Source organism: Rhizobium sp. WCS2018Hpa-16 (assembly GCF_031843705.1).
In the GTDB taxonomy this organism is placed as follows: Bacteria; Pseudomonadota; Alphaproteobacteria; order Rhizobiales; family Rhizobiaceae; genus Agrobacterium; species Agrobacterium tumefaciens_C.
Window position 1 is genome coordinate 20558 of sequence record NZ_JAVTIX010000002.1, and the last position, 25054, is coordinate 45611.

At 58.5% G+C, this 25054-nt stretch carries 17 protein-coding genes; 12 read left to right on the forward strand and 5 right to left on the reverse strand.

What is annotated here, in order from left to right; all coding sequences use genetic code 11:
• The first annotated feature begins 45 nt into the window (after nucleotides 1–45).
• The gene (locus tag RQI55_RS06270) at nucleotides 46–9189 is read left to right on the forward strand and encodes a GLUG motif-containing protein (protein WP_311276913.1); all 9144 of its coding nucleotides are present in this window, start codon (nucleotides 46–48) and stop codon (nucleotides 9187–9189) included.
• A gap of 382 nt (nucleotides 9190–9571) precedes the next feature.
• Here RQI55_RS06270 and RQI55_RS06280 read toward each other — a convergent pair whose 3' ends face one another.
• On the reverse strand, nucleotides 9572–10123 hold the full coding sequence (locus RQI55_RS06280) for an invasion associated locus B family protein (RefSeq protein WP_243258750.1): 552 nt from the start codon (nucleotides 10121–10123) through the stop codon (nucleotides 9572–9574).
• 509 nt (nucleotides 10124–10632) lie between these two features.
• Between RQI55_RS06280 and RQI55_RS06285 the strand changes: the two genes are divergently transcribed.
• Entirely contained in the window at nucleotides 10633–11604 is a 972-nt protein-coding gene (locus tag RQI55_RS06285) for a DUF808 domain-containing protein (RefSeq protein WP_311272419.1), read from the forward strand.
• Between the two features lie 182 nt (nucleotides 11605–11786).
• On the opposite strand, the gene RQI55_RS06290 is transcribed toward RQI55_RS06285, so the two are convergent.
• Nucleotides 11787–12239, reverse strand: a complete 453-nt coding sequence (locus RQI55_RS06290) for a MarR family winged helix-turn-helix transcriptional regulator (RefSeq protein ID WP_243256909.1) — start codon at nucleotides 12237–12239, stop codon at nucleotides 11787–11789.
• A gap of 131 nt (nucleotides 12240–12370) precedes the next feature.
• Here RQI55_RS06290 and RQI55_RS06295 point away from each other — a divergent pair, with 131 nt between their 5' ends.
• The gene (locus RQI55_RS06295) at nucleotides 12371–13192 is read left to right on the forward strand and encodes an alpha/beta hydrolase (RefSeq protein ID WP_311272420.1); all 822 of its coding nucleotides are present in this window, start codon (nucleotides 12371–12373) and stop codon (nucleotides 13190–13192) included.
• Between the two features lie 63 nt (nucleotides 13193–13255).
• Nucleotides 13256–14023 (forward strand): alpha/beta fold hydrolase, encoded by a 768-nt coding sequence (locus tag RQI55_RS06300; protein WP_243256907.1) that lies wholly within the window; start codon nucleotides 13256–13258, stop codon nucleotides 14021–14023.
• A gap of 431 nt (nucleotides 14024–14454) precedes the next feature.
• On the opposite strand, the gene RQI55_RS06305 is transcribed toward RQI55_RS06300, so the two are convergent.
• Nucleotides 14455–15687 carry an ROK family transcriptional regulator gene (locus RQI55_RS06305; RefSeq protein WP_042616141.1) on the reverse strand — a complete coding sequence of 411 codons (1233 nt, stop codon included), beginning with the start codon at nucleotides 15685–15687 and terminating at the stop codon, nucleotides 14455–14457.
• 273 nt (nucleotides 15688–15960) lie between these two features.
• On the opposite strand from RQI55_RS06305, the gene RQI55_RS06310 reads away from it, so the two are divergent.
• The 7 genes from RQI55_RS06310 to RQI55_RS06340 all read left to right on the forward strand — a co-directional run bounded on the left by RQI55_RS06310 (nucleotide 15961) and on the right by RQI55_RS06340 (nucleotide 22112).
• Nucleotides 15961–16983, forward strand: a complete 1023-nt coding sequence (locus RQI55_RS06310) for a sugar ABC transporter substrate-binding protein (protein WP_042616142.1) — start codon at nucleotides 15961–15963, stop codon at nucleotides 16981–16983.
• Nucleotides 16984–17120: 137 nt separating this feature from the next.
• Nucleotides 17121–18185 (forward strand): ABC transporter permease, encoded by a 1065-nt coding sequence (locus tag RQI55_RS06315; protein ID WP_243256906.1) that lies wholly within the window; start codon nucleotides 17121–17123, stop codon nucleotides 18183–18185.
• On the forward strand, nucleotides 18185–18979 hold the full coding sequence (locus RQI55_RS06320; RefSeq protein WP_243256905.1) for an ATP-binding cassette domain-containing protein: 795 nt from the start codon (nucleotides 18185–18187) through the stop codon (nucleotides 18977–18979). Before RQI55_RS06315 ends, RQI55_RS06320 begins: the two co-directional genes overlap by 1 nt.
• Complete coding sequence (locus RQI55_RS06325) at nucleotides 18976–19605, forward strand: nucleoside triphosphate hydrolase (protein ID WP_243256904.1); 630 nt, start codon at nucleotides 18976–18978, stop codon at nucleotides 19603–19605. Before RQI55_RS06320 ends, RQI55_RS06325 begins: the two co-directional genes overlap by 4 nt.
• A 101-nt stretch (nucleotides 19606–19706) precedes the next feature.
• A complete protein-coding gene (gene recF, locus RQI55_RS06330) occupies nucleotides 19707–20831 on the forward strand; it encodes a DNA replication/repair protein RecF (RefSeq protein WP_243256903.1) in 1125 nt (374 codons plus the stop codon).
• Between the two features lie 40 nt (nucleotides 20832–20871).
• Nucleotides 20872–21633 carry a molybdopterin-synthase adenylyltransferase MoeB gene (locus RQI55_RS06335; protein ID WP_243256902.1) on the forward strand — a complete coding sequence of 254 codons (762 nt, stop codon included), beginning with the start codon at nucleotides 20872–20874 and terminating at the stop codon, nucleotides 21631–21633.
• A complete protein-coding gene (locus RQI55_RS06340) occupies nucleotides 21630–22112 on the forward strand; it encodes a GNAT family N-acetyltransferase (protein WP_192063124.1) in 483 nt (160 codons plus the stop codon). Before RQI55_RS06335 ends, RQI55_RS06340 begins: the two co-directional genes overlap by 4 nt.
• Here the strand turns inward: RQI55_RS06340 and RQI55_RS06345 are convergent.
• On the reverse strand, nucleotides 22109–23113 hold the full coding sequence (locus RQI55_RS06345) for a D-glycerate dehydrogenase (RefSeq protein WP_243256901.1): 1005 nt from the start codon (nucleotides 23111–23113) through the stop codon (nucleotides 22109–22111). The genes RQI55_RS06340 and RQI55_RS06345 overlap by 4 nt on opposite strands.
• A 184-nt stretch (nucleotides 23114–23297) precedes the next feature.
• Between RQI55_RS06345 and RQI55_RS06350 the strand changes: the two genes are divergently transcribed.
• On the forward strand, nucleotides 23298–23834 hold the full coding sequence (locus RQI55_RS06350) for an SH3 domain-containing protein (RefSeq protein WP_042616150.1): 537 nt from the start codon (nucleotides 23298–23300) through the stop codon (nucleotides 23832–23834).
• Between the two features lie 24 nt (nucleotides 23835–23858).
• On the opposite strand, the gene RQI55_RS06355 is transcribed toward RQI55_RS06350, so the two are convergent.
• On the reverse strand, nucleotides 23859–24851 hold the full coding sequence (locus tag RQI55_RS06355) for an adenosine kinase (RefSeq protein ID WP_042616151.1): 993 nt from the start codon (nucleotides 24849–24851) through the stop codon (nucleotides 23859–23861).
• Nucleotides 24852–25054 lie beyond the last annotated feature (203 nt).

Below are 25054 nucleotides of genomic sequence, written 5' to 3' on the forward strand. Positions count from 1 at the left end.
TACCTGCAAGACCATTTTAATCAAGTTCAGGATTCAGTATTCAATATGATCTGCTTTTTTCGCAGGGATAAATTGCTCAGATCGGCAAGCCTGATCGCCTATATGGCGGTCGCCGCGCCGTTCACCTTACGGGCTGACGATATCCTGCCAGCCAACGGCACCGTCGCCAGCGGCAGCGCGAAAATTGGCGCTCCGACACAGGGCGCTTTGACAGTCCAGCAACAGTCAGACCGTGCCGTCATCGACTGGGGATCCTTCAGCATAGGGGCCGGAAATTCGGTTCAGTTCATACAGCCCGATGCGTCCTCGGCGACGTTGAACCGGGTGACGGGATCCACAACCTCGACGATCGCGGGATCGCTGACCTCGAACGGCAGCGTCTTCCTGATCAACCCGAACGGCATCCAGGTCACGCCAACCGGCGTCATCTCCGTCGAGCGCGGCTTTGTCGCGTCGACGCTTGATGTCAGCAATGACGACTTCATGGCTGGCAAAGATAGGTTTCTGGGGACCGGCGCCTCGGCTTCCGTCAGTAATGCCGGGAGGATCACCACGGCATCGGGCGGCTTCGTCGCGCTCCTCGGCGGCATGGTCGACAATTCCGGCATGATTTCTGCGCCGCTCGGTCAGATCGGCCTTGGTTCGGGCGAACAAGCGACGTTCGATTTCACCGGCGACCAGTTCCTTCAGGTCGCGGTCCCGACCAATGCCACGGATGCAGCTGGCACGCCGCTCATCAGTAACTCTGGTGAGATCAAGGCCTCAGGCGGACAGGTCGTGCTGACTGCCGCGACCGCGCGAAAGGCCGTGCGCGATGCCATCAATATCCCTGGCTCGATTGAGGCCTCCTCGATATCAGGTAAAAATGGTAAGATCGTGCTTGGCGGCGGAGACGGAGGCAATGTCAAGGTTTCCGGTCGACTCACATCGGCTTCAGGCAAAATCGCGATCTCGGGCAACAGCGTTGCCCTGAACAAGGCACGCGTCAGCGTTGCCTCGAAGGAAAAAGCCGGCGGCACGGTAACGACCACGGCGACGACCCACGTTGATCTCACCGGCACGACGGTTGATGCGTCCGGCACGACCGGCGGCACGGTGCTGGTCGGCGGAGGCCCGCTGGGTCTCGGCCCACTGGCGCATGCGCAGTCCGTCACGATGGACGTGGCCTCGACCATCACGGCCAATGGGATCGGTACAGGCAACGGCGGCCAGATCGTTCTTTGGTCGGACGGACTGACGAAAGCCCATGGCACGATGACGGCCGAAGGCGGCTCGATCTCTGGCAATGGCGGCTTGGTCGAGACCTCTGGAAAGAGCGTCGATTTCACCGGAGTGCGGGTCAATACCTCGGCTTCGGTCGGCACCACGGGTCTATGGCTGACCGACCCCTATGACATCACCGTCGGGTCTTCGGATGCAACGACGATCGCCAATAATCTCGCGAGCACCAACGTCACGCTCCAGACGACGGCGAGCAGCGCGACCGGCACAGGAACGGTCAACCCTGCCGGTGCCGGCGATATCAACATTACCTCCGCCATCACATGGGCAAGCAGCAACACACTGACGCTGGACGCCTACCACAGCATCGCCATCACTGCGCCGATCACTGTGACCGGCTCGGGTGGGGTGGTCCTCACCACGAATAATGGCGGTTCGGGCGGAACTCTCGGCTTCGGCATGGGGGCGAGCAGCTTTGCGGGCTCTCTCGATTACACGGGGGCCGGCGGCGCGCTGACCATCAACGGAAATAGCTATACGCTTATCAAGTCGATGGCCGATATTGCCGCCATCAACAATTCGGCATCATCCCTCATCGGCCATTACGCGCTCGCGAATTCCATCGCAGATGCATCGTCGACGACGAACTGGGTGCCGATCGGCACAGATGGCAACGGCAGTCTGATCCCCGGCTCGAACGGTTTCAGCGGTAAGTTTGAGGGCCTCGGCCACACAATCGCGAACCTTTCGATCAACCACACCAACGCCCAGTTCACAGGGCTCTTTGGCTACACGACGAATGCGACGGTGCAGAATCTCGGGCTGACCGGTGGCACGATTGCGGGCCAGAACTACGTCGGCTCATTGATCGGCTTCGCAAACGCGTCTGGCCGTGTCACCAACGTCTTCACCACGGATGCGGTGAGCGGCAACTACCGAACCGGCGGCCTCATCGGCAATAGCCAGGTCACTATCAGCAATGCGCATTCGTCCGGCACGGTCTCCGGCTCCGGTGACTGGACCGGCGGGTTGGTCGGCTTCTCCGAAGGCAATGGATCGATCGATCAGTCCTATTCGACGAGCACCGTCAATGCCTCTCACTATGCCGGCGGCCTCGTCGGTGCGAACTGGGGACAGTTCACCACGAACAGCTACGCGACCGGCAATGTGACTGGCGGCTATCGCCTCGGCGGCCTGGTCGGCGACAACAGGAGCACGCTTTCGAACGTCTATGCGACCGGTACGGTACTCAGTAACGGCAGCGACGAGATCGGCGGCTTGATTGGCCGCAATTATTCGAACGTCAGCAACGCCTATGCGACGGGCACAGTCACCGGCAACAGCAATGTCGGCGGGCTCATTGGCATCAACGAAGGCGCGGTCAATACAGCCCATGCGACGGGGTCGGTGAACGGCCGTTACCACTATATCGGCGGTCTGATCGGCGTAAACTACAATACCGCGAACACCGTCTATGCGACCGGTAATGTCAGTGGCATGAATTTTGTTGGCGGCATCGCCGGCTTTTCCAATAACAGCATCTCGTCGGCCTATGCCACGGGCACGGTCAGCTACTCGTCCACATACGGAAATGGTGGCGACCAGTTTGGTGGCCTCGTCGGCCGGTTGGAAGGGAACGGCTCGCTTACCAACAGCTACTACTATGGCACCTCGGTCACCGGTCTCACCAATGTCGGCGGGCTCGTCGGCTACATGCTCCCCGGCGTACGGATCACCAATTCCCACTACGATATCGATCAGACGGCGATCAACGGCGTAAACATGATCACCGCCGGAGGCATCTACGACGCGCAATTCCAGAGCTGGCTGCCGACAAAGTCGTTGACGGCATCGACCTATTTCGGCGCTGCCGACGCAAACGGCTATTACTCGCTGTCGACGATCCAGAACCTCAAGGATCTCCTGGGCTTTGCAGAGGATTCCACGCTCAAATGGAAGCTCGTGAACGATATCAGCCTCGCCTCCATACCGGGCCAAGTGATCCCCTATTTCTCCGGCACGTTCGATGGCGGAAATTTCACGATTAGCGATCTTTCGGTCAATCAGTTGAACAGCAATCTCGGCCTGTTCGGATACGCGCGCGACGCGGCAATCGCCAATCTGACGGTCACCGGTTCGGTCGAGGGTCTAGATTATGTCGGCGGCGTCATCGGAGCGATGTATAACTCGTCCAACTCGGCTATCGCGGCTTCGAATGTGGCTTCCAGCGTCAACGTCACCAGTCGGCAATATGGCGGCACCCAGACCGGTAGCGGCTTTTACACAGGTGGGCTTGCCGGCTACTTCATGGGCTCGGCAACGACGGTCTCGGCGAGCGGGACGATTGTCGGCGGACGGCATTATACCGGCGGCCTTATCGGCCACAGCCTCAACGGAACGATCACCGACGCAAGTGCCACAGGCAGCGTGACGGCCTATGGCGACCAAACCGGTGGCCTCATCGGCCGTAACAGCACAGCTCTCGTCAACGCCCGGGCAACCGGAACCGTCACTGCGACCAACGGAAACTGGACGGGCGGCCTCGCTGGCCATTCCGACAATTCCATCACCGCGTCATGGTCGTCGAGCGCGGTCTATGCGGGGAACTACGCTGGCGGTTTGGTCGGTTGCAATTGCGGCGGCACGATCAACAATAGCTACGCGACCGGCTGGATCAGTGGCGGCTATCGCATCGGCGGCCTGATCGGTCAGAACCAGTCGATGGTAACCAATTCCTATTCCACCAAGACTGTCACCGCGACATCCGACGAGGTCGGCGGCCTGATCGGACGAAACTATGCCAGTGTCGCCATCTCGTACGCGACCGGTGCCGTCAGCGGCCATAACAATGTCGGGGGGTTCGTCGGCTATAACGAAAGCGCGATTAACAACTCGTACAGCTCCGGCGCTGTCACGGCAACCGGCAGCCAGATCGGCGGTTTCGCCGGCGGCAGCAATGGCGCCATGACGACTGTTTACGCCACCGGCAACGTCTCAGGCACAACGGCCGGCAGTTCGCAGATAGCCGGTTTGATCGGCCGTATGGACGGTAGCGCGACGCTGACGGACAGCTATTCCACGGGCAATGTCACGGGCACGTTTTCGCTCGGTGGGATGATCGGGTATCTCACCAACGGCGCGCAGGTCAGAAATTCGCACTACGACCAAGGTACGGTCCTGGTCAACTCTGCTGCGCTATGGAGCATCGGCGGCATCAGCAATAGTCAATATACGTCATGGATAAACAATGGCCGGTCGCTCTCGCTGGCGGCCTATGGTTTCACGCCTGACGGCAACGGCGCCTTTAGCATCTCCTCGGTGCAGGACTTCATCAATTTCCAGGGGTTTGCCGGAACTGCAGGCCTCCGTTGGAAGCTGACGAGTGATCTCGACCTCACATCGACGCCGGGTCTCTTCACACCCTATTTCAGCGGTACCTCATTCGATGGCGGCAGCCATACGATCAGCAATCTCGCGCTCGACCAGCACTCGGCCAATCTCGGCCTCTTCGGCGTCGTCAACAATGCCAATATATCCAACCTTACTCTTAGCGGCTCGGTTGCGGCGTCGACGTGGTCCGGTGGCGCAACAGCCGAAAATTATATTGGCGGCCTTGCCGGCATCTTTTACACGACCGGCAGCAATACGATCAGCAATGTGGTCTCTAGCGTCGCAGTCTCCGGCAACTCGCAGATCGGCGGTCTCGTCGGCTGGTCGAATGGTAGCATTGCGAACGCAACTGTATCGGGCACCGTCACCGGTCTCAGCGATGCGGTCGGTGGCCTTATCGGCAATATGGCTGGCGGCTCGATCAGCCAGTCCAACTCTTCCGGCAACGTCATCGGCGCCCACTATACTGGCGGCCTCGTCGGTATCACGCAGAACAACACGATCAATCTCAGTTTCGCAACGGGCAATGTGACTGGCCGCAGCCGCGTCGGCGGGCTCGTCGGTCAGAACCAGGGCACGATAACCAACAGCTATTCGTCGGGCGCGACCGTCACCGGCAACGGTGACGGTGTCGGCGGTTTCGTGGGTTGGGATTATGGCTCAATCGGCTCGGGGCAATATTCGACCAATACCGTCATCAGTACGGGCGGCAATTTTACCGGTGGTTTCGTCGGGATCGCACAGGGCGGCGCCCTGAACAATGTCTGGGCGACCGGCACCGTCACCGGCATCAGCCGCGTCGGTGGGCTCGTCGGCCAGAACCAGAGCACAATCACCAACAGCTATACGACCGGCGCGAGCGTGACCGGCAACGGTGAAGGTGTCGGTGGTTTCGTTGGCTGGGACTATGGCGCAATCGGCTCAGGGCAGTATTCGACGGCGACCGTCATAAACGCCGGCGGCAATTATACCGGTGGCTTTGTCGGCGTCGAGCAGGGCAATGGGCTGACCAGTGTATGGGCTACGGGCAATGTCACCGGCGGCGGTCGTACCGGCGGTCTCGTCGGCCATAACGACCGCACGATTTCCAACAGCTATGCGACCGGTAATGTCACCGGCACGGGCGATGCCACAGGCGGCTTCGTTGGGCAGCACAACAGCAATTCGATCAACAATTCCTATGCGACAGGCACGGTCACCGGTGTCAATTACACCGGTGGGTTTGCCGGCCTGCAATACGCCCAGGCAAATCAGACTTACGCCACAGGTGCGGTTACCGGCAATTCGATGGTCGGCGGCTATGCCGGGCAGAGCCAGAGCAGTACCACCACGAACTCCTACGCGACCGGCACGGTCTACGGGGCAAGCAATGTGGTCGGCGGCTTCGTCGGCCTTGAATATTATGCAACGATGACCGGCAACTTCGCGACAGGTTCGGTGAAAAGCCTGGGCAGTCAGGTCGGCGGTTTCGCGGGCCGGATCGAGGGCGGCAGTGTAACCTCCGGTTTCGCGACAGGTGCTGTGGTCGGTGTCAATCAGGTCGGTGGCTTCTCAGGCTTCCTGCTCAATACGAACAACACGGCGAATGTCTATGCAATGGGGGCCGTTACTGGCAATGATCAGGTCGGTGGCTTGGCTGGCTACATGCAGAACGCGACGCTGACGAATGCTTTTGCCATTGGCAATGTGACTGCTTCGACCGGCAATGTCGGTGGCCTCGTCGGTAGCGTCAACACCATCAATGACACTATTACCAACGGTGTTTGGAATACCCAGACATCGGCCCAAGCCGCAGGCGTCGGCCCATCCAACGGCATCTATAGCGGCTCCTATCTCGGGGTGACGGCCAAGACCACGAGCCAGTTGATCGGCGCACTGCCGACAGGGTTCGACACCTCCGCCTGGGCTGCTGGAGCCGGGCTCTATCCGTATCTAACGGCGATTTTCTCGACGTTGCCGCAGTCCATTTCCGGCCACGCCTACACGAGCACGGGTAACGTTGCTGTCGGCGGTCAGGTCGGCTTCTACAAGTCCGGCGCATTGCTCGGCTATGGTACGGCCTCGGTCGGCGCTGACGGCTCATACTATCAAGTGTTCGCCGGCGGCTCCGTCAATACCACGAGCGGCCTTGGCGTGACACTGACGCCATCAGGCGCCAATGCGCTCAGCGCCAGAACCTACAGCGACCAGCGAACATTGACTTCGGGCAATGTCGCATTGCCTGATATCACGTCCGGCGAACACAACCTGACGACCTCAGCGCCAAGCCTTTCCATCCTTGAAGCCAATCTCGCATCCACCTTCGGATCATCAGTCGAAGCCGCGATCAAGGCCAGTCTCACCGCCGTTCCGAACAATATCCTGTCAACAGCATCGGGCGGATTCACGATCGATACGGCCCTCAGCCGAACCGGCGGCATTCAGATCCGGACAGCGGGCGCCATGACGGTCAGCGCCGGTGGCTCGCTGTCTTCGGCGGCCAGCGGCGATGCGATCGTCCTTGCGGTGAACGGAGCCTTCGTCAACAATGCTGGTACGGCACCAATCTCTACCGCCAACGGCCGCTGGCTGATCTACACTCAGGCGACGGGCTCATCGGGCGCTGCCGCGGTCGGCAACGATTTCACCGGATTGACTGGCCTCAGTTATTACGGCAATGCCTATGACTTCACGACGGGAACCTTTGCCGCCACCACGAACAACGGTGACCGTTTCGTCTACGGCTATCAGCCGACGCTGACCGTCACGGCCACCACGCAATCGCTCGTCTATAACGGGAATACCCAATCCGGCAGCTATTCCGTCGGCGGCTTGCTCAACGGCGATACGCAGGCGCATGCGCTCGCTGGCACCGTAACCGGGTTGACGACCTCAAGCCGACACGTCGGCGACTACGTCCTGATACCAGGCGGGCTCAACAGCAATGATCTAAACTATCTGGTATCCTATGCGTCGGGTACGGTGTCGATCACACCCGCCTCCCTGACGATTACGGTAGCGAACCAGACCGCCACCTACGGCACTGCGCAGGCGCTCGATACATCGGCTGCAACCGGCTACACGGTCAGCGGCCTGCAGGGCAGCGACGCCATCACCGGCCTGACACAGACCATCAATGTCGGTGGCACACCGGTCTCATCGACGACGGCGACGACCGCCGCGGGTACCTATACGATTACGTCCTCGGCCGTGCAGGGGATCTCGACCTCGGACTACGCGCTCACCTATGCCACATCGGCGCTGACCATCGATTCGCTAGCCGTCATCCTCAGTGGCAGTCAGATCTACAGTGGATCGACCGCCGTTAATATCGGCAACCTTAGCGTCGCCAATCTTGTTGCCGGCGATAGCATGACAATCGGCGGCACGGCGACGATGGCTGGCAGCCATGTCCTATCCGGTGGCACGCACGCGATCATCTCGCTGGCCGGCCTGACGTTGTCGAACAGCAATTACACCGTCCTCGGCGGCAGCGGCGGGGTCAGCGTGACACCCGCCTCCCTGACGATCACGGCATCGAACCAGACAGCCACCTACGGCACTGCGCAAGCGCTCGATACATCGGCTGCAACGGGCTACACGGCTAGCGGCCTGCAGGGTAGCGACACCATCACCGGCCTGACACAGACCATCAACGTCGGGGGCACACCGGTCTCATCGACGACGGCGACGACCGCCGCCGGCACCTATACGATTACCTCCTCGGCCGTGCAGGGGATATCGACCTCGGACTACGCGATCACCTATGCCACTTCGGCGCTGACCATCGATTCGCTAGCCGTCATCCTGAGTGGCAGTCAGAGCTACACTGGATCGACCGCCGTCAATATCGGCAACCTTAGTGTCACCAATCTCGTTGCCGGCGATAGCATGACAATCGGCGGCACGGCGACGATGGCCGGCAGCCATGTCATATCCGGTGGTACACAGGCGATCACTTCGCTCGCAGGCCTGACGTTGTCGAACAGCAATTACACCGTCCTTGGCGGCAGCGGCGGGGTCAGCGTGACGCACGCCTCCCTGACGATCACGGCATCGAACCAGACCGCCACCTACGGCACGGCGCAGGCGCTCGATACATCGGCTGCAACCGGCTACACAGCCAGCGGCCTGCAGGGTAGCGACACCATCACCGGCCTGACACAGACCATCAATGTCGGCGGCACACCGGTCTCATCGACGACGGCGACGACCGCCGCGGGTACCTATACGATTACCTCCTCGGCCGTGCAGGGGATCTCGACCTCGGACTACGCTATCACCTATGCGACATCGGCAACGCTGACGATAAGTCCTCTGCCGGTTGACCTTGACGGCAATCAGAGCCACGCCGGATCGACGACAATACCGAGGCAACCGCTGGTGTATTCGGTCTTCATGCCCATCGGGAATTCAGCAACGCCTTCCCCCTTCATTTTCAAGAATCTGCTGTCGACCGGAACGACGATTCAAGAAGAGGACGGCCCACCGCTTACCCTCGGCTCCAGCAATTTATCGGTCTCATGTATGGCTCAAAACCAGAATGATACGGCGTCGGGCGCTGGCTCAGTCACCAGCGTTCAGTGCGCCTTGAATTGACGTTAAGCGGAAGGCAGGTGGAAATATTCAGGATCGCCGCAGCGCCGATGATCGGTGGCTTCCAATCCTTCAAAACAGTGCGACGAACCATGGTGGGTTTCGATGCGGTGCTATGTGGCTGAGGAAAGGTTTTGGCTCTTCCGGACGCTGGACTGTCAACGATCTGAACTACTCTCTTACGCGCCGCTTCGGACTGCAAAAAGTTTGAAAAGCATGAAAAGGAGAATGCTGAGGGGGGTAGTCGCGCATATGTTTGCGATAACCCCTGCTCTTTAAAAGCACGAAGCCCATTTGAACACATCCTGGGTTCGCGCCACTCTTCTGTTTTCTACGATGCCCACAGGTCACCGTGCACAGGGGAAGATCGACAGACGTATCCGCTTTACTTCACAAGGACCTGCACCCGGTCGAGCGCTGCCGAGAAGCCTTTGAGCGGCACGGTGAAGCCGATGTCATTGCCGCCGTCGGCCAGTGCCGTGGCTTTCAACGTTGTGCCCGTGCGCAGGCTGGACACGGTTGCCTTATCGAATGTTGCGCCGACCAGGCAGCCGACCGGCAGGCAGGTGCGGAATTTTAGCGCTTCGCCCTTGGCCTGATCGTCGATCTGCAGCGTCAAGCCGTTTTCAAGTGCCAGGCCAAACGGCAACACAAGCGTCGCACCGACCGTCCCCTGAGGGGTCGGCGACAGCTCTATGGCGAACATCAGCTGGCGGGTTTGCTGGTTGGTTTGCTGCTGAAGGAGCACGCAGCGCCTTTTTCCCTGCGCAACTGCGCAATTGACTGTCCAGTTTTCGAAAGTCTCGGTGAGCGCAGTCGCTCCACCTGGCAATTGTTCCGCAACTATACTTTCAGCCAACACCGATGATGCCGAACTGGCGGAGCACAACAGCGAGAAACCAAACAGTGCAGCCGTGACAGCGCCAGAGTAAGTCATAAAGTCTCCAATCTTAAATTCATTAAATATTATGGTTCGTTAAAGCGTTACGGCAATTGGCCCCTCAGGGCCAGAATTTTACCCTTCATCAAGCCATCGTTTTCCACACAGCGCGCCTGGCGTCTCAATTCTGCATCACGCTTTCTCCGGCGAGCCAGCTTTCTATCGGTAGTGCCAATTCGCCTTGAGGGCTCGCAAATGCAGCGCCGGTGTCTGCACACGCCATGTCGGATTTTTACAGTCTCGAGCTTGACCACTGGTGGAAGATGCTGGCGGTTTCGCCAAGCATGCGCAAGGGTACGAATGGCGACTGAAACGATATCAGGTTGTTCTCGACCAAGCATGTAACCATTCGCACCAGCAAGCGGCGCGCAATCAATCTTCAGGGAGAGTTAAGGACCAGTACACCCGTGTTGTTTCATATCAGGGAACAGGCGATCTCTGTCTTGGTTTCCTGACGGACACAAATTCATATTCATTGATTTCAAAATACAAAGGCTGCATTTTCTATGGCAACAGGTCTCATAGCGCTTCTCGATGATGTCGCGGCAATCGCAAAACTGGCTGCTGCGTCACTCGACGATGTTGCCGCGCAAACCGTCAAAGCCACTGGTAAGGCAGCAGGCGTCGTCATTGATGATGCTGCCGTCACGCCGCGATACGTCGTTGGCCTCAGTCCTGCCCGAGAGCTCCCCATCATTGCCCGCATCGCATTGGGTTCGTTGAAGAACAAACTCTTGTTTCTTCTGCCGGCCGCGCTTCTTCTTGGATTTTTTGCGCCTTGGGTCATCACGCCGCTGCTCATGGTCGGTGGTGTTTATCTTTGCTACGAAGGGGCCGAAAAGCTCTATGCGGTGTTCTTTCCGCATGCTGCGCACGGTCACGAAAAGCAGGTTCTGGGTGAGGAGCTTGATCCGGTCGCTCTTGAAAACCAGAAGGTCAGCGGAGCTGTTCGCACCGATTTCATCCTCTCAGCGGAAATCATGGCGCTGACGCTGGCCGAGGTTTCGCAGTCCAGTGTCTATGTGCAGGGCTTCGTGCTTGCGGCTGTCGGTATTTTGATCACGCTCGCTGTGTATGGTTTCGTCGCACTCATCGTGAAGGCAGATGACGTCGGCATCGCAATGGCGAAGACCTCGTCGTCGGTCTTACAGATCATCGGTCGCGGTCTCGTCTATGGCATGCCCATCTTCCTCAAAGTGCTCGCAGCCGTCGGCACCGCAGCGATGCTCTGGGTCGGAGGCAGCATTCTGGTTCACGGGTTTGCTCAGCTCGGTTATGCTGGTCCAGAACACCTCATCCACGATGTTTCCGCGGCTGTCGTTTCCGCCGTTTCACTGGCTCCATCCGTCGTCGGTTGGCTCGCGACGTCTGTCCAGCAGGCTGTGCTCGCCATCATCATTGGTGCGGTTGCCGTGGCTGCCATGGGAACTGTGATCGCGCCAATGTGGAGAAAGTTGCGCGGTCGCGATCATAGTTGAGGAAACGATTTCGAGGGTAACATTTCACCAATTGCGCTACAACTGGTGATGCCTGTTCGCGGATCAGCTCGCCAGATAGCAAATCGCGTCATCGCCACATCGCCAAGACGCTTCAGATGAACCAGCGCGGCCCAGAAAGGTGAATGCTTCCTGGGCTGCGACCCCACTTGGCTACTCGGGCGCTATGTCTTGATTTTGTCCCGGATCGTGTCGACTGATTTCTTGATCGCTCCTACGGTTTCGGCATCCAGTCCGACGGCTTCCTCGATACACCGCATGACATCGGCAGCGTTGGCTTGAAGGGCATGCCCTTTTTCCGTTAAGTGAATGAGCACCTCCCGCTCGTCCGTGGGGTTTCGGGTCTTGGTGACCAGCCCAGCCGCATTCAACCGCTTCAGGAGCGGTGTGAGCGTACTGGAGTCCAGAAACAGGGTGTTACCCAGCTCCTTCACGTTCTGACCGTCGCGATTCCACAGTGTGACCATAACCAGATACTGCGGATAAGTGAGGCCGAGTTTGTCGAGCAGCGGCCTGTAGAGCTGTGTGAATGCGTGGCCTGCTGAGTAGAGAGAAAAACACAGCATGCCGTTGACGTCGGACAAGCCGTTGTCGGTGCCAGATGGGGCGTTTGTCATAACGTTCTCCTTTCCCCTTAAATAATTTGTACGCAATCTAATTGCAAGCGATTGACAAGCGGCAAAAGATTCGACATATAGATCGCACACAAACTAATCGCTCACAAATTAAAACAAAATAGGAGAACAAGATGTCGATTTTCACCACCACCGACGGTACGCGCCTCTTTTACAAGGACTGGGGAGCAGGCCAGCCTATCCTCTTTGCCCATGGCTGGCCGCTGTCGTCCGATGCCTGGGACCAGCAGATGCTGTTCTTCAGCCAGAACGGCTTCCGCGTGATCGCCCATGATCGCCGCAGCCACGGCCGCTCAGATCAGACATTCGACGGCAACAATATGGACCAGTATGCCGACGATCTTGCCGAATTGATCAATGCACTCGACCTGTCAGACCTGATCCTGGTTGGCCACTCGACCGGTGGCGGAGAAGTCTCGCATTATATCGGCCGTCATGGCACCGCTCGTGTTGCTAAGGTGGTTCTGGTGGGTGCGGTTCCGCCGCTGATGCTGAAGACCGCCGACAACCCGAACGGCACGCCGATGGAGGTTTTCGACAGCATTCGTGAGAACACCGCGAAGAACCGTTCGCAGTTCTTCTTTGATCTGACGGTGCCCTTCTACGGATTTAACCGGGACGGTGTCGCGACCAATGACGGCTTGCGGGAGAACTTCCGCCGTATCGGTCTGCAGGGCGGCATCAAGGGTCAGTACGATTGCATCCGGGAGTTCTCGGAGGTCGATTACACCCGGGATCTGAAGAGCATCGATCGCCCGACGCTGATCATCCATGGCGATGACGACCAGATCGTGCCCATCGACGCCTCTGCCCATCGGGCTGCTGATCTCGTAGCCGATGCCACGCTGAAAATCTATTCGGGCGGCTCTCACGGACTGGCTGAGACCGAGGCTGATCGTTTTAACGCCGACGTGCTCGCTTTCATCCGCGGCTGAACATCGGCAGCCTCGTCGACCTCAATATCCCACATCAACTCATCTTTGAGAAAAGGAACTACCATGTCCAAGTTTGTTGCAAGCCTTGCAGTTGCCGGCGCTCTGCTCTCGGGTAACGCGGTTGCCCAGCCTTCCAAGCCCACCGTTGTTCTCGTTCATGGCGCATTTGCCGATTCCTCGAGCTGGAACGGTGTCACCCGGATCCTGCAGAAGGATGGCTACCGTGTCGTTGCTGCCGCCAATCCGTTGCGCAGCGTCTCATCTGACGCTGCCTACATCTCCGATGTGGTTGCGAGTATCAGCGGCCCCGTCGTTCTCGTCGGCCATTCCTATGGCGGTCAGGTGATCACGACCGCTGCCAATGGAAAGGATAACGTCAAGTCACTGGTCTATGTGGCGGCCTTTGCGCCAGATGAAGGTGAAGCTGCGGCCGATCTTGCTGGAAAATTTCCGGGTGGCACGCTTGGGCAGGCGCTTGCGGCTCCGGTCAAACTTGCCGATGGCGGTACCGATCTCTCCATCGACCAGAAGAAGTTCCATGACCAGTTTGCACATGACGTGGGCGTCGACGACGCTGCCCTCATGGCGGCCGGTCAGCGGCCGATCACGGAGATGGCGTTGACCGAAAAGTCAGGCAAGCCGGCCTGGAAGGCGCTGCCGTCTTACTTTGTCTATGGTGACGGCGACAAGAATATTCCTGCCAAGGCGCTCGGCTTCATGGCTGAGCGGGCAGGATCGAAACGAACTGTTGTCGTTGAAGGAGCGTCGCATGTGGTGATGGTTTCGCAGCCACAGGCAGTCGCAGACCTTATCGAAGAAGCGGCGCAATAAGCGCCTTTTGAATCCAGACCCCGCTGCCGTATTCCTCTAGGGGGAACAGCCTGACCAAGAAATCTTCGCTTCCCCATCACAAATGGTGGGGAAGCAGATCCATTTGCAGTTCCCGGAGGCTACCGCCCGGTACGAAATAAAGCCTTGGTGATGGTGCTGTCCGAAACGAGTTTGTCGTCCGGTTACAGCTTCCGGGGCTTGGCGCCGCCGCGCATATTTTACTCGCCTTCATGCACCTCATGAAGGATTCCTAGCCCGCAACAAGCGCCGAGATTTAATGCTGCGGGGTAAACGAAAGTGGAGTTAAATACATAGCAATTACGATATGATATGGCATTTAATAAGTTTCGATGGGTCGCTTCGAGAATCAGCCGCCCTGTCCACCATCCCCCGAACAAAAATTCCGAAATTGCTCAGAGCGCGAAGCGTGCTCACCCCGCCGTTTCCTTGAACAGCACGTTCTGGTCCAGCAGGTAGCGTGAGAAGAGCGGCAGGCTTGCGCCGCCGATGGCGCGGGCCTGGCTGCCGACGGAGCCTTCCATGATTTCGGGGACCGATACGCCCTGAAGATCGTGCAATTCCAGTGCCTTCTTGGTGGCGGAGGTGATGCGTTGGCGCACCCATGCGGGAAAGCCTCCATCGATGATGACGGATGCGAAATCGATAATCGAGGCGGCCGCGAGTACGGCTTGTGCCAGCGCTGCTGCGGTGTTTTGAATCCACAGTTCCAGCGGCTCACCGAAATCCACCCATTCATCGGGAGAAAACCAGAGCGGCTTGGGGTCTATATTGTTTTCGCGCAGCATGTCTTCCAGAACGAAGATCGAGGCGATCTTGAGCAGGGGTACGGTGGAGCCATCCCGGCCTTGAACGGGCAGGGGCCCGATGGCACCGGCTGCACCCGTTCGCCCGGAAAACAGCGCCGAATTCAACACCACGCCGCCGCCGATGAAGGAACCGATGAAGACATAGAGAAAATCGGGATATTGCTGGCCCAGACCAAAGACGAGTTCGGCACCGCAGGCGCTTGTCGCGTCATTCTGCAGGAAAACGGGATAGCTGACCTTGGCGGCAATTTCGGCGCGCAGATCGAACCCGCGCCAGCGGTCCATTTCCTGTTGCGGCGCACCCACCTCTGCCGCCCAACTCCACATTTCAAAGGGTGCGGCGATGCCGATGCCCGCAATTCGTTCGCGCATTTCAGGTGTCAGCCGCGCTTCCAGCTCTGCCATGCCATTGATGACAAACGGCAGGATCCATTCCGGCATGGGGTAGGGGTAGGTGTTGCGCAGCTTGAGCCGGATGCGCCCGACAAAATCCATCAGCACGAGATCGACACTGCGACGACCGATTTTCACGCCAAAGGAAAGCACCGCATCGGGGTTAAGCCGCATGGGCGTCGATGGCTGGCCAACCTTGCCGCGTAGGGGCTCGCCGCGAATAAGAAGCCCGTCGCTTTCCAGCGAGCGCATGATGACGGAAACGGTCTGAGCCGACAGGCCGCTGCGGCGCGCAATCTCGGCCTTCGACATGCCGCTGTGTCGGCGCACCAGCGACAGGACCAGGCGTTCATTATAGGCGCGCACACGGACCTGATTGGCACCTCCGCTCAAATCCGGTGCAGTTGCTGCTGGTTGCTGCAGCGGCTCGCTTTCGCGTTTCATGTGGCATTCCCTCCCGGCCGGCAATGGTTTTTCGCCGGCTGCATATGCTCTCCACATCCTTGTTTTTGCCGGAAATAAGGTGTCCTCCCACCAAATCTTCCTAGATGCGGAATTCATAAAATGCCACAAAGAATTAATAATTCAATTGGATTTATTTATTGACAGGGCATTGTTTTGGTGTTTCCATCTGTCGCAGTGGCCCCGCTCTTGGAGGAGAAGGGTCGCAACAGTCGCTTCAACAGGAAGCACTTGTCTCATCATCGGGAGGACTACATGAAAAGCACTGTTTCCGCCATTCTCGGCGCGCTCGCGCTCGGCGTTTCCTTTGGCTCAGTCGCTTCGGCTGCCGATACGTCGGTTTGCCTGATCACAAAAACAGATACGAACCCCTTCTTCGTCAAGATGAAGGAAGGCGCAACGGCCAAGGCCAAGGAAGTTGGCGTGAAGCTGAAGTCCTACGCCGGCAAGATCGATGGTGACTCCGAAAGCCAGGTTGCTGCTATCGAATCCTGCATCGCCGATGGCGCCAAGGGCATTCTCATCACCGCATCCGACACCAAGGGCATTGTGCCGACCATCAAGAAAGCCCGCGAAGCTGGCCTTCTCGTGATCGCGCTCGACACACCACTTGATCCTGTCGATTCCGCTGACGCGACATTCGCAACCGACAACCTGCTTGCCGGAAAGCTGATTGGCCAGTGGGCCAAGGGCACCATGGGCGACAAGGCAAAGGACGCCAAGGTTGGCTTCCTCGATTTGACGCCTGACCAGCCAAGCGTTGACGTTCTGCGCGACCAGGGCTTCATGATGGGCTTCGGTATCGATCCGAAGGACGCGAGCAAGATCGGTGACGAAAACGATCCACGCATCGTTGGCCACGACGTGACCAACGGCAATGAAGAAGGCGGCCGCAAGGCCATGGAAAACCTTCTCCAGAAGGATCCAGGCATCAACGTTATCCACACCATCAATGAACCGGCTGCTGTCGGTGCCTACCAGGCACTCAAGGCTGTTGGTATGGAAGGTAACGTGCTAATCGTTTCCGTCGACGGCGGTTGCCCAGGCGTGAAGTCTGTTCAGGATGGCGTTATCGGCGCAACATCGCAGCAGTACCCACTGATGATGGCAGCGCTTGGCGTGGAAGCGATCAAGAAGTTCGCTGACACCGGCGTTAAGCCAAAGCCAACCGAAGGCAAGTCTTTCTTCGACACGGGCGTTTCGCTCGTAACCGACAAGCCGGTTGAAGGCGTACCTTCGATCAGCGTCAAGGAAGGCCTTGCGAAGTGCTGGGGCTGATCCCTTAACCCTTGACAAAACCAGGCCAGCCGGAACCCGGGTTCCGGCTGGCTTTCCCATAAGTTTTCGCAGTCAGATTATCCGACTAAGGATCGAGCCCCGCAGCGGGCGGACGCTGGCGAGCGGGAGGAGGAAACATGAGCGGAATACAGGAATTCGAGCGAGTGCTTGATGGCAGCGACAAGAATGTCGCGTCGTTCGAACAGCAAAAAATTTCACCTTTGAAACGCGCGCAGCATTTTCTGCATTCGACGCCTGCGGCTGTGCCGCTGATCGTTCTGGTGATGTCGATCGCCATTTTCGGTCTGACCATCGGCGGACGTTTCTTTTCATCCTACACGTTGACGCTGATCCTGCAGCAGATTGCCGTCGTCGGCATTCTCGGCTCAGCCCAGACGCTGATCATTCTGACCGCCGGTATCGATCTCTCGATCGGCGTTGTCATGGTGATCTCATCGGTCGTGATGGGCAATGTAGCCGTAAACTACGGACTGCCGAGCGGCGTTGCCGTTCTTGCAGGCTTCGTGGTTGGCGGTTTGTGCGGCTTCTTCAACGGCTTTCTGGTCTCCGTGGTCAAGTTGCCGCCGTTCATCGTGACGCTGGGCTCATGGAACATCGTTATGGCGACGAATTTCATCTATTCGGCCAACGAGACCATCCGCGATACGGATGTTGCGGCGAATGCACCGCTTCTCCAGATTTTCGCCACCAATTTCCGCATCGGCAGCGCCATTCTGACGCTCGGCGTCATCGCCATGGTCCTGCTGGTTGCTCTGCTCTGGTATATTCTCAACCACACCGCTTGGGGCCGCCACGTCTATGCCGTGGGTGATGATCCCGAAGCGGCAAAGCTGTCTGGTATTCAGACCCGCAAAGTCTTTCTCAGCGTCTACACGGTTGCCGGCATTATCGCAGCCTTTGCTGCGTGGGTGGCCATTGGCCGTAACGGCTCGATTTCGCCATCCGCTGCCGTGACCGACTATAATCTCCAAGCCATCACGGCAACGGTGATTGGCGGCATCTCGCTGTTTGGCGGGCGTGGCTCCATTCTCGGCACGCTGTTTGGCGCGATGCTGGTGGGTGTAGTGTCCATGGGCCTGAATATGCTGGGTGCAGACCCCCAATGGAAAGTCATGTTGACAGGCTGGCTGATTATCGCCGCCGTCGCAATTGACCAGTGGATCCGAAAGGCAGGCGTGTGATGACCGTTGATTACAAAAGGAAACCCATTCTTTCCGCTCATGGTCTCGTCAAGCGTTATGGCCGCGTGACCGCCCTCGACCATGCGGATTTCGATCTCTATCCGGGCGAGATCCTGGCCGTGATCGGCGATAACGGCGCGGGCAAGTCCTCGCTGATCAAGGCTCTTTCAGGCGCGGTGCGCGCGGACGAAGGCGAGATCAGGCTGGATGGCGAAGTCGTTCAGTTCAAGACGCCGCTCGAAGCCCGCGATGCCGGTATCGAGACCGTCTATCAGAACCTTGCCCTTTCGCCCGCTCTGTCGATTACCGACAACATGTTCCTGGGACGTGAGCTGAGAAAGCCCGGCATCTTGGGCTCGGTGTTCCGCAAGCTCGACCATGCTGCCATGGACAAGTTTGCCCGCAGCAAGCTGTCTGAACTTGGCCTGATGACCATTCAGAACATCAACCAGTCGGTGGAAACCCTGTCTGGTGGCCAGCGTCAGGGCGTTGCCGTGGCAAGAGCGGCAGCCTTCGGCTCCAAGGTCGTCATTCTCGACGAACCAACGGCGGCGCTGGGTGTGAAGGAAAGCCGTCGCGTGCTGGAGCTTATTCTCGATGTCCGCTCGCGCGGAATGCCGATCGTGCTCATCTCCCACAATATGCCGCATGTGTTCGAGGTCGCAGACCGCATTCACATCCACCGGCTTGGCAAGCGCCTGTGCGTCATCAACCCGAAGGAATACACAATGTCCGACGCGGTTGCCTTCATGACAGGCGCGAAAGAACCGCCGAAAGAGATACTTGCCGCATGACGATGACACTTGATGCGCTGGCTGATGAGATCATCCAGCGCGCGTCAGACGCATCCCGTTTCATGGTTGCCATTGCCGGTCCCCCAGGGGCCGGCAAGTCCACGCTGGCCGATGCGCTCCATGGCGAATTGATCCGACGCGGCGAAAAAGCCGAAGTTCTGCCCATGGACGGGTTCCATATGGATAACGGCATTCTGCAACATCGCGGATTGCTGGCCCGCAAGGGCGCGCCCGAAACATTCGATGTTCGCGGCTTCTCCGACATTCTGGCAGCGGTTCGCAAGGCCGATCAGGAAGTTCTGGTTCCGGTGTTTGACCGTTCGCGGGAAATCGCCATCGCGTCAGCCAGGGCCGTTTCGCCTGAAACGCGGTTCATTCTGGTGGAAGGCAATTATCTCCTCCTCAATGAAGAGCCTTGGGCAAAGCTGAAAGACAGCTACGATTTTTCCATTTTCGTCGGCCCCACCGTCGAGGTTCTGGAGCAGCGTCTGCGCGACCGCTGGGTCGGCTACGGGCTTGATGAGGCGGGAATACAGGCCAAGCTCTATGATAACGACCTGCCAAACGGCAAGCGCGTGGTTGAGAATTCGACCACCGCTGATATCAGCATCGATATCTGGGAATAGTCGCGCCAAAACCTGCAGCAATATGCGGTTTGTCTGAAAATCCATTCCGATTTTAAGCCGCATGTTGTAGGTCATGATCCCATGACGATTCTGGATGCGGCATGACTGCCAAGGTTTTCCTCTCCCGGCTGACACTGACCGAGTTTCGCAATTACGCGGAGGTCTCGCTGCGCCTTGATGACCGGCATGTGGTGCTGACGGGCGACAATGGCTCGGGCAAGACCAATCTTCTGGAAGCCATCTCCTTTCTGTCGCCGGGCCGTGGATTGCGCCGTGCCACCCTTTCCGATGTCACGCGGGTGGGCGCGCAGAGCCCAGGCTTTTCCATTTTTGCCGAGGTGAGCGGAATGGATGGCGAGGTGGCCATTGGCACCGGGCTGGAAGGCGAAGGGGAGGCGCTGGCGCGCCGCCTGCGTTTGAACGGGACATCAGTCAGATCCGTTGACGAGTTGACCGACCATCTGCGCGTGCTGTGGCTCACACCCTCCATGGATGGGCTGTTTACCGGCTCCTCATCCGACCGCCGCCGCTTTTTAGACCGGCTGGTGCTGTCGCTAGACCCCGGCCATGGCCGAAGGGCCAGCGATTTTGAAAAAGCCATGCGCGGCCGCAACCGGCTTCTGTCGGATGGCCGGTTTGATCCGGTCTGGCTGGAGGGCATCGAAAAACAGATGGCGGAGCTGGGCATTTCCATGGCCGTGGCCCGCCACGAGATGCTGGGGCTGCTGAAGGCGTTGATCGACAGCCGCAGCGATGACACGAATTTCCCGACTGCATCGCTGACGCTGTCAGGCTTCATGGATGGACAATTTCACCGTCCGGCGGTTGATCTGGAAGATGAGTATCTGGCGGCTCTGAAGGACAATCGTTACCGCGATGCTAGCGCCGGACGTACGCTGGAAGGGCCGCACCGGGCCGATCTGTTCGTGCGCCATGCGGAAAAAGATATGGATGCGGGACGCTGCTCGACAGGCGAGCAGAAGGCGCTTCTCGTTGGTCTTGTTCTCGCCCATGCGCAACTCACCGCCAACATGACCGGCCATGCGCCGGTGCTGCTGCTGGATGAAATTGCCGCGCATCTGGATGAGGGACGGCGCACCGCGCTGTTTGATCTTATTCACGCGCTGGGCGGGCAAAGCTTCATGACCGGCACCGATGCGGCCATGTTTGCAGGGCTTGGCGACCGGGCACAGTTTTTCGATGTTTCCCATGGGCGCATCGGGTGATAGGTCTTGCACCCTGTTGAGATTGCCGGGAGACGACACTTTGGACCCCCTGACACCAGATGAAATCGAACGTTACAAGCGCCATATCCTACTGCCGGAAATCGGCGGCGTCGGCCAGCAGCGCCTGAAAGCGGCAAAAGTGCTTGTCATCGGCGCGGGCGGTCTTGGCGCGCCTGTGCTCTATTATCTGGCGGCTGCGGGCGTGGGAACGCTCGGCATCATCGATGACGATGTGGTGTCTCTGTCCAACCTCCAGCGTCAGGTCATCCACGACACCGGCACGCTGGGAGACCTGAAGACAGAAAGCGCCCGCCAATCCATAGCGCGGCTGAACCCGCATGTCCGAACCCTCAGTTTCGAGGAACGCTTTTCGCTCGTCTGGGCGCATGACCATCTGAAAAGCTTCGATCTGGTCATTGATGGCTCCGACAATTTCGATACGCGCTATGCGGCAGCGGATGCGGCAGAAACCGCAGAAATTCCTCTGGTCACAGGTGCTGTCGGGCGTTTCGATGGTTCGGTGACGGTTCTGAAACCCTATGAAGCCGGTGCCGACGGCATCTTGTTTCCGCGCTACCGTGATCTCTTCCCAATGCCGCCGCCGCAGGGCGTCGTTCCGTCCTGCGCAGAAGTGGGTGTGATTGGGGCCCTGACCGGCGTGATTGGCACCATCATGGCGATGGAGGCCATCAAGATGATCACAGGAACCGGCGAGCCGTTGATTGGCCGGTTGCTGCTCTATGATTCGCTTTCAGCGCGGTTCGATACGATGCGATACAAACGCAGGGCAAGCAAAGCATGATCGAGATTATCAGGATCGATGACAGTTTTTCACGCCATGAGGATCTGCTGGCACTGATCCTCTCCTCCTTTGCCTATATGGATGGGGTGATCGATCCGCCTTCTTCGGCCCATCGGCTGACGTTGGATAATCTGGTGCAGAAAACCCGAGACGAAATCGCCTTCATCGCGCTGGATGGGGAAGATTTGCAGGGCTGCATATTCTGCAAGCCGGAAGCGACAAGCCTCTATGTCGGCAAGCTTGCCGTTTCACCCTCGTCGCAGGGCAAAGGCGTGGGCGCGGCACTGCTGGGACAAGCTGAGGAGGTTGCCCGTGATCTTCAGCTTCCGGCGCTGCGGCTGGAAACCCGCATCGAGCTGACGCAAAACCATCGCCGCTTCGCTGCCTGGGGCTTTGTGCGCACGGCAGAAAACTCCCATCCCGGCTACACCAGAGTGACCTCCATCGAGATGATGAAGGTCTTGACTGAAACCGTTTAGCTTCGTCCCGGCAAAACGCGGTTTGGTGGGCGGTGGCCATCATAGAAGGCGCGGATGTTGATGATGACCTTGTCACCCATGTCGATGCGGCCTTCGATGGTGGCAGAGCTCATATGCGGCAACAGCACGACCTTGCCCTCTTTGGCGAGCTTGATGAGCTTGGGGTTCACGACCGGTTCGTTTTCAAAAACATCGAGCCCCGCACCGGCAATCTTGCCCTCCATCAGGCACCGGATCAAAGCTGGCTCGTCGATAATATCGCCACGCGCTGTGTTGACGATGTAGCTCGTGGGCTGCATCAGCGCCAGATGCCGGGCGGAAATCAGATGATAGGTCGCAGGCGTTGACGGGCAATTGACCGAGACGATATCGACCCGCGCCAGCATCTGGTCGAGGCTGTCCCAATAGGTTGCTTCCAGCTCCGCTTCAGTAGCAGGGTTGACGCGCTTGCGGTTGTGATAATGGATCGACAGGCCAAACGCCTTGGCGCGGCGGGCGACGGCGGTGCCGATGCGGCCCATGCCGACAATGCCGATGCGCTTGCCCGAGAGGCGACGCCCCAGCATCCATGTGGGCGACCAGCCGCGCCATTCATCCGAGCCATTGGCAAGAACGCGTGTCCCCTCCACCAGCCGGCGCGGTACGGCCAGAACCAGAGCCATGGTCATATCGGCGCTGTCTTCGGTCAGAACATTGGGTGTGTTCGTGACGGTGATGCCCTTGCGGGCCGCTGCGTCCACATCGATATGGTCTATGCCGTTTGAAAATCCGGCGATCAGTTTCAGTTGAGGACCGGCCTGCTCGATCATCTCGGCGGTGATGCGATCCGTGACGGTCGGCACCAGCACGTCCACCTTCTGCATGGCGGCAATCAGCTCTGCCATGCTGCGGGGCGCGTCTTCGATGTTCAATTCCGCATCGAACAGCTCACGCATGCGGGTTTCGACCAGATCCGGCAACTTGCGTGTCAAATAGACGCTCGGTCTCTTCTTATTCGTCATTGTCAGCAGGTACCTTGTTCAGAGGTCGTTAACCAAAAAGAGCGATAATTTCGTTTGTCACGGGCGTTTCTACCAGACCCACCGGCGAAGACAAACAAATCTCGCATGTTGCTGGTGTCGACTTTCATAATGGTCGTCTCGTTCGTCTGCTTGATTATTGAACTGCTAGGAAACGGAAACCGGCATGCGTAGCGTTGTCTTTACTGTCTGCATTGCATTGTCGCTGGGTTTTCTCGACGCTGCAAGCGCGCCCGTTTTGGCACAAGGTGCCGCCAAGGGTGCGAGCGGTCTGCCCCTGCCACGCTTCGTCAGCCTCAAATCAAGACGCGTCAACATGCGCATCGGCCCCAGCACCGATTACGCGGTATCGTGGATGTATATGAAGTCCGGCATGCCTGTGGAAATCATTCAGGAATATGAGAACTGGAGGCGCATTCGCGATGCCGACGGCACGGAAGGCTGGGTCAACCAGGCGCTGCTCTCTGGCGAGAGAACGGCCCTTGCAGCACCGTGGATGCGTGGCAAAGGCAAGGATGTCTATGTGAACATGCGCCGCGAGTCACAGTCGGGCGCGCCTGTGGTTGCCAAGCTGGAGCCCGGCGTCCAGATCAGCATTGGCGAATGCAATGGCGACTGGTGCAAGGCGCAGGCCGGTCAGGTGACCGGCTGGGTGTCTCAGGGGGAAATATGGGGCGCTTACCCAGGAGAAGCCTTCAAGTAGCTGAAGGCTCTCCTTTAACTGCCTTTAGATAAGGCCGTGCTTTTCTGCCAGCGCCTTCAATGAAGACATGGGGCGCGGGCCGATCTGCTGGATGACGGCTGCGGCCGCGAGGCATCCAAGCTTGCCACTATCTTCCAGCGAACGGCCCTGCGTGTAACCATAAAGAAAGCCCGAAGCAAAAAGATCGCCTGCACCCGTCGTGTCCACCACGTCGAAGACAGGATAGGCCTCAACCTTCACGCGCTCGCTGCCGCGAACAATGGTGGCGCCTTCTTCGCTCATGGTCACAGCCGCGATCTTGCAATCGGCAGCGATCTTGGTCAGCGCCAGCTCGAAATCGTCCGTTTCATAGAGCGAGAGCGCTTCCTGCTTGTTGGCGAAGACGATATCGACGGTGCCGGAGCGCATCAGCTCCAGAAATTCCTCGCGGTAACGGCCAACGCAGAAACTGTCAGAGAGTGTCATGGACACTTCGCGGCCATTTTCGTGGGCAATACGGGCGCAATCACGGATTGCATCCTTGGCGCGTGGCGGATCCCACAGATAACCCTCGAAATAGGTGACCTGAGATTCCGCAACGACGGATGGCTCCACATCTTCAGGGCCAAGTTCGACGCAGGCGCCGAGATAGGTGTTCATCGAGCGCTCGCCATCTTCGGTCACGAAGATCATTGAGCGGGCAGTGGGCGGGAATGTGCCCTGCGGCTTGGTTTCGAAGTGGACGCCCTGGGCGCGGATATCGTGCTGGAAAATCTCGCCAAGCTGATCTTCGGCCACCTTGCCGAAATAGGCGGCGCGTCCGCCGAAATTGGCAATGCCCGCTGCCGTGTTCCCGGCGCTGCCGCCGGATGCTTCAAGCGCTGGTCCCATGAGGGAATAGAGCAGTTCGGCACGCTCGGCGTCGATGAGGTTCATCGCGCCCTTGGTGATTGCGTTCTCATTGAGAAACCCATCATCACAGCGGGAAATGATATCCACAATGGCATTGCCAACTGTCAGTACGTCGAATTTTGTCATGGGCCTCTTGTCCGGGATGGATCTTTGGATGCGTTATATACCATCCGGTCTTAAAGAATTTTACCGTCAAGAAAAGCCAAAACGGCGCGCCATCATCTTAAGCAAAAAAGATCACGCGTCATGTGTCTGTCATAGTGAATTGTTATGGAATGCGTATTGCGTCACCACGGATGTACTGGTGGGGCAAGCGGATGAAAGCGGGG

Excerpts from the sequence above, each read along its gene's own strand:
- RQI55_RS06280 (WP_243258750.1), bottom strand. The coding sequence starts at position 10,123 with ATGACTTACTCTGGCGCTGTCACGGCTGCACTGTTTGGTTTCTCGCTG.
- RQI55_RS06310 (WP_042616142.1), top strand. The coding sequence starts at position 15,961 with ATGAAAAGCACTGTTTCCGCCATTCTCGGCGCGCTCGCGCTCGGCGTT.
- RQI55_RS06340 (WP_192063124.1), top strand. The coding sequence starts at position 21,630 with ATGATCGAGATTATCAGGATCGATGACAGTTTTTCACGCCATGAGGAT.
- RQI55_RS06305 (WP_042616141.1), bottom strand. The coding sequence starts at position 15,687 with ATGAAACGCGAAAGCGAGCCGCTGCAGCAACCAGCAGCAACTGCACCG.
- RQI55_RS06295 (WP_311272420.1), top strand. The coding sequence starts at position 12,371 with ATGTCGATTTTCACCACCACCGACGGTACGCGCCTCTTTTACAAGGAC.
- recF (WP_243256903.1), top strand. The coding sequence starts at position 19,707 with ATGACTGCCAAGGTTTTCCTCTCCCGGCTGACACTGACCGAGTTTCGC.
- RQI55_RS06290 (WP_243256909.1), bottom strand. The coding sequence starts at position 12,239 with ATGACAAACGCCCCATCTGGCACCGACAACGGCTTGTCCGACGTCAAC.
- RQI55_RS06320 (WP_243256905.1), top strand. The coding sequence starts at position 18,185 with ATGACCGTTGATTACAAAAGGAAACCCATTCTTTCCGCTCATGGTCTC.
- RQI55_RS06355 (WP_042616151.1), bottom strand. The coding sequence starts at position 24,851 with ATGACAAAATTCGACGTACTGACAGTTGGCAATGCCATTGTGGATATC.
- RQI55_RS06325 (WP_243256904.1), top strand. The coding sequence starts at position 18,976 with ATGACGATGACACTTGATGCGCTGGCTGATGAGATCATCCAGCGCGCG.
- RQI55_RS06315 (WP_243256906.1), top strand. The coding sequence starts at position 17,121 with ATGAGCGGAATACAGGAATTCGAGCGAGTGCTTGATGGCAGCGACAAG.
- RQI55_RS06285 (WP_311272419.1), top strand. The coding sequence starts at position 10,633 with ATGGCAACAGGTCTCATAGCGCTTCTCGATGATGTCGCGGCAATCGCA.
- RQI55_RS06300 (WP_243256907.1), top strand. The coding sequence starts at position 13,256 with ATGTCCAAGTTTGTTGCAAGCCTTGCAGTTGCCGGCGCTCTGCTCTCG.
- RQI55_RS06345 (WP_243256901.1), bottom strand. The coding sequence starts at position 23,113 with ATGACGAATAAGAAGAGACCGAGCGTCTATTTGACACGCAAGTTGCCG.
- RQI55_RS06350 (WP_042616150.1), top strand. The coding sequence starts at position 23,298 with ATGCGTAGCGTTGTCTTTACTGTCTGCATTGCATTGTCGCTGGGTTTT.
- RQI55_RS06270 (WP_311276913.1), top strand. The coding sequence starts at position 46 with ATGATCTGCTTTTTTCGCAGGGATAAATTGCTCAGATCGGCAAGCCTG.